At 72.2% G+C, this 9,439-nt stretch carries 7 protein-coding genes; 6 read left to right on the forward strand and 1 reads right to left on the reverse strand.

Features of this window, described 5'->3' with window-relative positions; translation table 11 throughout:
- The first annotated feature begins 199 nt into the window (after positions 1 to 199).
- The 4 genes from AB0C19_RS33400 (at position 200) to AB0C19_RS33415 (ending at position 4,759) form a co-directional block, all read left to right on the forward strand.
- The gene (locus AB0C19_RS33400) at positions 200 to 1,384 is read left to right on the forward strand and encodes a zinc-dependent alcohol dehydrogenase (protein WP_357191942.1); all 1,185 of its coding nucleotides are present in this window, start codon (positions 200 to 202) and stop codon (positions 1,382 to 1,384) included.
- 64 nt (positions 1,385 to 1,448) lie between these two features.
- Positions 1,449 to 2,369 (forward strand): SDR family NAD(P)-dependent oxidoreductase, encoded by a 921-nt coding sequence (locus AB0C19_RS33405; RefSeq protein ID WP_357191945.1) that lies wholly within the window; start codon positions 1,449 to 1,451, stop codon positions 2,367 to 2,369.
- A gap of 112 nt (positions 2,370 to 2,481) precedes the next feature.
- Positions 2,482 to 3,486 (forward strand): serine hydrolase, encoded by a 1,005-nt coding sequence (locus AB0C19_RS33410; protein WP_357191948.1) that lies wholly within the window; start codon positions 2,482 to 2,484, stop codon positions 3,484 to 3,486.
- Positions 3,487 to 3,610: 124 nt separating this feature from the next.
- Complete coding sequence (locus AB0C19_RS33415; RefSeq protein WP_357191951.1) at positions 3,611 to 4,759, forward strand: MBL fold metallo-hydrolase; 1,149 nt, start codon at positions 3,611 to 3,613, stop codon at positions 4,757 to 4,759.
- A gap of 68 nt (positions 4,760 to 4,827) precedes the next feature.
- Here the strand turns inward: AB0C19_RS33415 and dgt are convergent, their stop codons facing one another.
- Positions 4,828 to 6,339 carry a dGTP triphosphohydrolase gene (gene dgt, locus AB0C19_RS33420; RefSeq protein WP_357191953.1) on the reverse strand — a complete coding sequence of 504 codons (1,512 nt, stop codon included), beginning with the start codon at positions 6,337 to 6,339 and terminating at the stop codon, positions 4,828 to 4,830.
- Between the two features lie 154 nt (positions 6,340 to 6,493).
- Between dgt and AB0C19_RS33425 the strand changes: the two genes are divergently transcribed.
- Positions 6,494 to 9,028, forward strand: coding sequence for a Tex family protein (locus AB0C19_RS33425; protein WP_357191955.1), 2,535 nt, complete (start codon positions 6,494 to 6,496; stop codon positions 9,026 to 9,028).
- Between the two features lie 163 nt (positions 9,029 to 9,191).
- A partial coding sequence (locus AB0C19_RS33430; RefSeq protein WP_357191957.1) for a hypothetical protein occupies positions 9,192 to 9,439 on the forward strand: 248 nt, incomplete at its 3' end.

A 9,439-nucleotide genomic window follows, 5' to 3' on the forward strand; every position in this document is an offset into this window, starting at 1 on the left:
CCGTCCCCGGCGTAGGGATCAAGCCTGACCGCCCGAAGCCGGGGACGGTCGCCCCCCAGCCCCCAGCCCCCAGCCCTCAGCCCCCAGCCCTCACCGCGACCATCCAAGGGCCGGAGACAGGCCAGGGACGGGCGGCCGGTTCAAGTGCCCTAGCCCGGGTAGCAGTCTTTCGAGACGGCAGTGAGAAGGGATGATGGACATGAAGGCGCTCACCTGGCAGGGCAAGCGAGACGTACGGGTCGAGGAGGTCCCGGACCCTCGGATCGAGGAGCCGACCGATGCGATCGTGAAGATCACCTCGACCGCGATCTGCGGTTCCGACCTGCACCTGTACGAGGTGCTCGGGCCGTACCTGAAGCCGGGTGACGTCCTCGGACACGAGCCGATGGGCATCGTCGAGGAGGTCGGGTCGGAGGTGACCGGGCTCAAGCCTGGCGACCGGGTGGTGGTGCCGTTCAACATCGCCTGCGGCAGCTGCTGGATGTGCCAGCGCCAGCTTTACGCGCAGTGCGAGACCACCCAGGTCACCAGCGAGGGCAAGGGTGCGTCCCTGTTCGGCTACACCTCGCTCTACGGTTCGGTGCCGGGCGGGCAGGCCGAGTACCTGCGCGTCCCGCAGGCCCACTTCGGGCCGATCAAGATCCCGCAGACCGGCGCGGACGAGCGCTACCTCTACCTGTCCGACATTCTGCCCACCGCCTGGCAGGCGGTGAAGTACGCGGACACCCCGCAGGGTGGCACCCTGGCCGTCTTCGGTCTGGGTCCGGTCGGGCAGTTCTGCGCCCGTATCGGCCGCCACCTCGGCGCGGGCCGGGTGATCGGGCTGGACCTGGTGCCCGAGCGGCTGGAGTTGGCCCGCCGGCACGGCATCGAGGTGCTCGACGTGAGCCAACTGTCCGACGTGCCGGGCGCGTTGATCGATCTGGTCGACGGGCGCGGCCCGGACGCGGTGATCGACGCGGTCGGGATGGAGGCGCACGGTTCGCCGGCGGGGAAGTTGGCCCAGACCGCCGCCGGGCTGTTGCCGGACAAGTTGGCCCAGACGATGACCGACCGGGCGGGCGTGGACCGGTTGTCAGTGCTGCATGCCGCGCTCAAGGCGGTTCGTCGCGGCGGCACCGTGTCGCTCTCCGGGGTGTACGGCGGCGAGGCGGACCCGATGCCGCTGATGGAGATGTTCGACAGGGGCATCCAGTTGCGGATGGGGCAGTGCCACGTGCGCCGGTGGACTGACGAGATTCTGCCGCTGCTCTCCGGCGACGACGACCCGCTGGGCGTGGAGGACCTGCGTACCCACCGGGTGCCGCTGGTTCGGGCGCCGCAGGCGTACGAGATGTTCCAGAAGAAGGAGGACGGCTGCATCAAGGTCGTCCTCGAACCATGAGTGCGAGGAGTGAGCCGGGGTTGCGAGCCCCGCAGTCACGAATTCAAGTGGCACCGTGAGCCGGGTGGTCGTGATCGTTGGCGCGAGCAGCGGGATCGGCCGGGCGACGGCCCGGGCGTTCGCCGAGCGCGGCGACCGCCTGGTCCTCGCCGCTCGCGCCACCACGACCCTGGCCGAGGTACGCGCGGAGTGCGCCGACGTCGACGTGCTGACAGTGCCGACCGACGTGACCGAGCCGGGCGCGCTGGACGCGCTCGTGGGCGCCGCGATCGACCGCTTCGGCCGCGTCGACGTGTGGGTGCACACGGCGGCGGTGATGGCCTACGGGCGCTTCGACGAGCTGCCGGAACGGGTCTTCGACCAGGTGGTACGGACCGATCTGCTCGGCGCCGCCGGCTCGGTGCGGGTGGCTTTGCGGCACTTCCGGGCCGCCGGGGCCGGCACCGTGATCCTCACCGGTTCGGTGCTCGGGCACATCACCGCGCCGTACATGAGCGCGTACGTGGCGAGTAAGTGGGGGTTGCAGGGGCTGGCCCGGACGGTGCAGCAGGAGTTGCGGGACAGCCCGGAGATCCGACTGTGTCTGGTGAACCCGGGCAGCGTGGACACTCCGGTGTACCAGCAGGCGGCCAACTATCTGGGCCGCGTCGGGCGACCTCCGCCGCCGGTCACCAGCCCGCAGAGGGTGGCCCGAGCCATCGTGGACTGTGTGGACCGGCCCCGCCGGGGAGTCTCGGTGGGCCGGCTCAACGTGGTGCTGCGGGCCGGCTTCACGGTCCTGCCGGGGGTCTACGACGTCCTCGTCGGGCCGTTGATGCGGGCTGCCGGACTGAGTGGACGATCAGTCGCGGTGCACGACGGCTCGGTCTTCGCTCCGAACCCCTCCGGTGAGGCCGTCCGCGGCGGCCACCTGCCCGACCTGCGGCAACTCCTGTTCGGACCGGTCGGAGCTGTGCACGCCGCACTGCGCCGACGGTTCGGTTGACCTGTTCGGGACTGTTCGGGACATATTCGGGGGCATCGTGCGTCGATCAACTCGCCTAGGGTGGTGGGCCAGCAAGCGCTCAGGCACACCACGATCGGGGAGACGATTGACCATGCGACTGAACCGCAGAACGGCACTCGGACTGGGCACGGTGGCCACCGCCGGCACGGTGCTGGGCGCTGCCGCCCCGGCGAGCGCCGCCGAGACCACCGAGGCCGCACCGACAACCCCCGCTCGGGCCGCCCTTCGGGTCGCCTCCGTCTTCGCCAAGCACAGCGCCGCGGCCGGCGGAAACTGGCAGGCGTACGTCAGCGTCGCCGACCCGGCCGGAGCTCCGGTGGTCGCGGTCGAGGCCGACGCGGACCGGCGGATCGAGGCGTACAGCGTCAACAAGATCGCCGTTGCCACGGCGGTGCTCGACAAGGTCGACCGAGGTCTGCTCACCCTGGACCAGCAGGTCGAGGTGAGTGCGGCGATCGTCGTACCGGGCGGTGACGGCATCTTCAGCCTGGACGGCGCGTACCCGAGCCTGGTGACCATCGGGCACGTGCTGGCCAACCTGCTGACCGTCTCGGACGACACGGCGGTGCGGCTGTGCGGGCTGGTCGCCCCGGCCGCCGAGATCAACTCCATCCTGGTCGCCAAGGGCTTCCCGAACACCCAGGTGCAGCCGGTGGCCAACCCGAACCGATTCTTCCTCGGCACCAGCACCCCCCGGGAGACGCACGACCTGCTGCGCGCCCTGGTCGCTGGCACGCTGCTCTCCCCCGCCTCGACGACGTACCTGTTGGGCATCCTGCGCTCCCCGGTGGCGTTCACCGACGGCATCCGGCGCACGATGTCCTCCGACGAGCGGGCCCGGATCGCCACCAAGGCCGGCTGGTACGCCGACGCCCGGCACGAGGCCGGCGTGATCTTCGACCGCTCCGGCGCTGCGGTGCTCACCTACGCCCTCTTCGCCGATGGTCAGGCCAACCCTGAGGACTTCGGCGCGACCCATCCGGCGGTGCAGGCCCGGGCCGCCATGGGCCCCAAGTTCCTGGCCGCTGTCGATCGGATCGCGGGCGTCGGCAAGACGTTCCGGATCACCGCCCGACGCCCCAGCAACGGCGGCTAGGGCACGTCGTCAGTCCCTCCCGGGTCGGTCGCCGCTGCCGGCGACCGACCCGGCGTGGCGACCACCGAGGCACGGGTCGGTCCGGGTGACTACCGTGTAGGGCGGACACGTCGGAGGGACGGCAATGGCACGAGCGCAGAACACGGACGTCGAACGGTCGCTCGGGCGGCGGATGCGGGGCGCCGCTGGCCTGGCCGCGCTGGCCGGCCTGGCCTGGGTCGCCCGGGATGTGCCGGCGGCGCTGGGTGGCCGGCTCAGCGGGGCGCGAGCCGAACGGGCGGCCCGCTCGCCGCAGTTCCGCGAGGGCACCTTCCACAACCGGGCCGGCACCCGCACGATGATCGCCGAGCCGGGGCGCAATCTGGTCCGCGAGCTGATCTTCGGCAAGCAGAAGCGGCGTCCCACCACAGCCCTCCCGCTGCTGCGCCCCAGCGCCGGAGGGCCGGGGGCCGCCGACAGCGCCGACGAGCTCAACATCGTCTGGTACGGCCACGCCTCGACCCTGATCGAGATCGAGGGCCGGCGGGTGCTGCTCGACCCGGTCTGGAGCGAGCGGTGCTCCCCCTCGGGTCTGGTCGGCCCGCGTCGGCTGCACGAGCCCCCGGTGGGCATCGACGAGCTGCCCCCGCTGGACGCCATCCTGATCTCGCACGACCACTACGACCACCTCGACATGGCCACCGTGCGGGCGCTGCTCGCCGGGCAGTCCGCGCCGTTCCTGGTGCCGCTCGGCGTGGGTGCGCACCTGGACCGCTGGGGCGTACCCGCCGAACGGATCATCGAACTGGACTGGTCCGAGTCGCACCAGGTCGCCGGCTTGGAGATCACCGCCACCGCCGCCCAGCACTTCTCCGGACGAGGGCTGCGCCGCGACGGCACGCTCTGGAGTTCGTGGGTGGTGGCCGGGGCGCGTCGCAAGGTCTTCTACACCGGCGACTCCGGTTACTTCGACGGGTACGCCGAGATCGGCGCCGAGCACGGGCCGTTCGACGTCACGCTGATGCAGATCGGCGCGTACGACAGGGCCTGGCCGACGATCCACATGTTCCCGGAGGAGGCGGTCAGCGCCCACCTCGACCTGCGCGGCGGGCTGTTCGTGCCGGTGCACTGGGCGACGTTCAACCTGGCCCTGCACGACTGGTCCGAGCCGGTCGACCGGCTGTGGGCCGAGGCGAAGGCCCGCGACGTGCGGCTCGCCGTGCCCCGGCCGGGCGAGCGGGTGGTGGTCGACGAGCCGCCCGCCGTCGACGGCTGGTGGCAGGCCATCGCCTGAGTCAGGCCACGCAGGCATCGCCTGACGTCGGGCCGTCACTTGGCAACGGGCCGTCGCCTGACGTCGGGTCAGAGCACGAACGCGTCGGTCCAGAGCGCACCGGACCGGCCGGAGAGCGCGTCCAGCATGGCCACCGCCTGACCGTCGGTGAGCTGCGCTACGAAGTCCACGATGGCTCGGCCCCGGGCACGACCGATCCGGTCCGGGGTACGCGGGTGCAGCTCCGCCTCGGCCAACTCGACCAGGTCGTGCAGCCGCCGGGGCAGCCGGGACTCCTCCTCCGGGTCCAGCAGCCACTCCCAGAGCGCCTCGACCAGGGTGCTCAGCAGCCGGGCCTGGCCGCGCTGGTGCAGGGCGAGGTCCGGGCGGGCCAGCACGAACCGGTGGTGGACGAACTTGAGCACCTGCACCTCGTGCCACTGCGCGCAGCCCAGCAGCACGTGCCCGGAGCGCACCGACGGCTGTTCGGTGACAGTTATCGCCTCGACGAAGCGGGTGGACCAGCGGGCGGAGAACCTTGCCACGTACTGCTCGGCCTCGATCGAGCCGTCGAACGGCATCGCGAGCAGCCCGTCCACCAATTCCTCGCGGACGTGTTCGACGGCGGCGGCGAACGCGTCGTCGTCGGCGATCCAGGCGTCCTTGCGGTGCAGTTGCCGGCGTAGCCGCTCGATCGCCGCCCCGGGTCGCCGGGCAGCCGTGGCCAACGCCGCGTCGGTGATCGCCCGCAGCTGCCCGCTCTCGCGCTGCCAGGCCATCAACTCCGCGGAGACCGAGCCCTGCTGGAGCACCCCGACCCGGTAGAAGTCCTCCACGTCGTGGATGGCGTACGCGATGTCGTCGGCGGTGTCCATCACGGACGCCTCCACCGTCTGCTGCCAGTCCGGGATGCGACCGGCGAACGGTGCCCTGGCCTGCCGCAGGTCGTCCAGCTCGGTCCGGTACGCGCCGAACTTCGACGAGCCGCTCTCCGGGTCGTCCGGCGGCGGGGTGGCGCCGCGCGGCGGCGGGTCCATGGTGCGCGGGTGCGGGTCGGGGTGGTCCAGGCGGGTCCACGGGTACTTCAGCATGGCCGCGCGGACCGCCGCGGTCAGGTCCAACCCGGTGGTGGCCGCGCCGCGAATCTCGGTGCTGGTGACGATGCGGTACGACTGCGCGTTGCCCTCGAAACCGTCGGAGAGGCCGAGACGCTGACGGGCCAGCCGGTCCAGCACCCGCTCCCCCAGGTGCCCGAACGGTGGGTGGCCGAGGTCGTGGGCGAGCGCTGCCGCCTCCACCACGTCGGGGTCGCAGCCGCCGAGCTTGTCCAGCAGGTCACGCCACCGTTCGTCGGCGCTCAACCGCTCGGCGACGGCCCGGGCCACCTGAGCGACCTTGAGGCTGTGGGTGAGCCGGTTGTGCACCAGCAGCCCGGAGCCGACGGGGCTGATCACCTGGGTGACGCCACCGAGGCGGGCGAAGAACGGCGAGCCGACGATCCGGTCCCGGTCGGCACGGAACGGGTTGGCCGTGAGGTCGCCGAGGGCCCGGGCGCTGCCGCCGAAGAGCCGCCGGGCGCGCGGCTCCGCAGCAGATTCCATGATCGCCACGCTAGCGCAGGCCCGACGGGACCGCCGCCGGTCACCCCGGTCGGGCGCCGCGGTTCGGTCGCCCGCCCCGGCCGGGCGCGGCGACAGCGCCAGGGCGCGCCCGGCAGAATGCAGGCGTACCCACTCCCGAAGGCGGATCGAGATCGTGACCCAGTCTGTTCATCAGCGGATCGCCGACGAGCTCGGCGTGGCCGAGCGTCAGGTGCGGGCGGCCGTGGAGCTGCTCGACGGCGGCGCCACAGTGCCGTTCATCGCCCGCTACCGCAAGGAGGCCACCGGCCTGCTCGACGACACCCAGCTGCGCACACTGGAGGAGCGGCTGCGCTACCTGCGCGAGCTGGACGAGCGGCGGGCCGCGGTGCTGGAGTCGATCCGCGGCCAGGGCAAGTTGGACGAGGCCCTGGAAGCGCAGATCATGGCCGCCGACTCGAAGTCCCGGCTGGAGGACATCTACCTCCCGTACAAGCCGAAGCGGCGAACCCGTGCGCAGATCGCCCGCGAGGCCGGGTTGGCCCCGTTGGCCGAGACGCTGCTGGCCGACCCCGGTCAGGACCCGCGGACCACCGCCGCCGGGTTCGTCGATGAGGAGAAGGGCGTCGCCGACGCCGCGGCCGCGCTGGAGGGCGCGCGGGCGATCCTCATCGAGACCTTCGCGGAGGACGCCGACCTGATCGGCACGCTGCGCGAGCAGATGTGGTCGCGGGGCCGTCTGGTTGCCCGGGTACGCGAGGGTCAGGAGGCGGCCGGTGCCAAGTTCGCCGACTACTTCGACTTCTCCGAGCCGTACCCGAAGCTGCCCTCGCACCGGATCCTGGCGATGTTCCGGGGCGAGAAGGAGGGCGTGCTCGACCTGACCATGGAGTCGGAGGAGGCGGGCGAGGCGGACGCCGTACCGACCGGCCCGACCCGCTACGAGGCGGCCATCGCCGGCCGGTTCGGGGTGTCCGACGCGGGTCGCCCGGCCGACCGCTGGCTGTCCGACACGGTCCGCTGGGCGTGGCGTACCCGGATCCTCATCCACCTCGGCGCGGACCTGCGGATGCGGCTGTGGCAGGCGGCCGAGGAGGAGGCCGTCCGGGTCTTCGCCACCAACCTGCGGGACCTGCTGCTCGCCGCGCCGGCCGGCACCAGGCCCACGATGGGTCTCGACCCGGGTCTGCGGACCGGAGTGAAGGTGGCAGTGGTGGACGCCACCGGCAAGGTGCTCGCCACCGACACGATCTATCCGCACGAGCCGCGCCGGCAGTGGGACGCGTCGGTGGAGACCCTCGCCCGGCTGGCCGGGGCGCACGGGGTGGAGCTTGTCGCGATCGGCAACGGCACCGCCTCCCGTGAGACCGACAAGCTCGCCGGGGAGCTGATCGCCCGGCACCCGCAGCTCAACCTGACCAAGGTGATGGTTTCCGAGGCCGGCGCGTCGGTCTACTCCGCCTCCGCGTACGCCTCGCAGGAACTGCCAGGGATGGACGTGTCGCTGCGCGGCGCGGTCTCCATCGCCCGCCGCCTCCAGGACCCCCTCGCGGAGCTGGTCAAGATCGACCCGCGCTCGATCGGCGTCGGTCAGTACCAGCACGACCTGTCCGAGGTGAAGCTGTCCCGGTCGCTGGACGCGGTAGTCGAGGACTGCGTGAACGCGGTGGGGGTGGACGTCAACACCGCTTCCGCGCCGCTGCTGACCCGGGTCTCCGGGATCGGCGCCGGCCTGGCCGAGAACATCGTGCTGCACCGGGACGCCAACGGGCCGTTCCGTACGCGTACCGAACTGAAGAAGGTGGCCCGGCTCGGGCCGAAGGCGTTCGAGCAGTGCGCCGGCTTCCTGCGCATCCCCGGCGGCGATGACCCGCTGGACTCCTCCAGCGTGCACCCCGAGGCGTACCCGGTGGTGCGCCGCATCCTCTCCACCACCGGGCAGGACCTGCGCTCGGTGATCGGCAAGAGCGGCATCCTGCGCGGGCTGCGGGCCACCGACTTCGTCGACGACCGGTTCGGTCTCCCCACCGTCACCGATATCCTCGCCGAGCTGGAGAAGCCGGGCCGGGACCCCCGCCCGGAGTTCCGCACCGCCACCTTCGTCGAGGGGGTGGAGAAGATCAGCGACCTGACGACGGGGATGGTGCTGGAGGGCGTGGTCACCAACGTGGCCGCGTTCGGCGCGTTCGTCGACGTCGGGGTGCACCAGGACGGTCTGGTGCACGTCTCGGCGATGTCCCGGACCTTCGTGAAGGACCCCCGCGAGGTCGTGAAGTCCGGCGACGTGGTCAAGGTCCGGGTGCTCGACGTGGACGTACCCCGCAAGCGGATCTCGCTGACCCTGCGCCTGGACGACGAACCCGCTGCCGCCGGTGGTGGTGGTGGTCGGACGAGCCAGGAGGGACGTGGCGGCCCGGCGCAGCGCGCGCCGCAGGGTGGTCGCGGCGGCGGCCAGGGCGGTCGCGAAGGCCAGGCCGGTCGCGAAGGCCAGGCCGGTCGCGAAGGCCAGGCCGGTCGCGGCGGCGGCCAGAGCGGTCGCGAAGGCCAGGCCGGTCGAGGCGGCCAGGACAGTCGAGGCGGGCAGGACAGTCGAGGCGGCCAGGACAGTCGAGGCGGGCAGGGAGGTCGCGGCGGGCAGCAGCGGCAGGGCGCACCGGCGCCGGCCAATGACGCAATGGCCGAAGCCCTGCGCCGCGCCGGACTGGCCTGACCCCGTTCGGCACGTCAACCCCGCCCCGTTCCGCCCCGTCGAGCCCCGCCCCGTCGAGCCCCGCCCCGTCGAGCCCCGCCCCGTCGAGCCCCGCCCCGTCGATCATGGAGTTGTGGTGGGCGACAAATAGCCCGAATAACACCAAGCCAGGCACCACAACTCCATGATCGACGAAGCCGATCCGCCCTTCCCGTCGATCTTGCATTTACTGTCCCGACATAAGCCCGGATTCCGCCTATCTCGACGACCGAACCTGCAAGATCGGCGCGCATGCCGCACCCTCCTGGCCCAGACCCGACCGGGCCAACCACAGGCGGACGGCACGGGCGGGGCCGACGGCACGGGCGGGGCCGACGGCACGGGCGGGGCCGACGGCACGGGCGGGGCCGACGGCACGGGCGGGGCCGACGG

This window comes from Micromonospora sp. NPDC048842 (genome assembly GCF_040649935.1).
GTDB classification, from domain to species: domain Bacteria; phylum Actinomycetota; class Actinomycetes; order Mycobacteriales; family Micromonosporaceae; genus Micromonospora; species Micromonospora hortensis.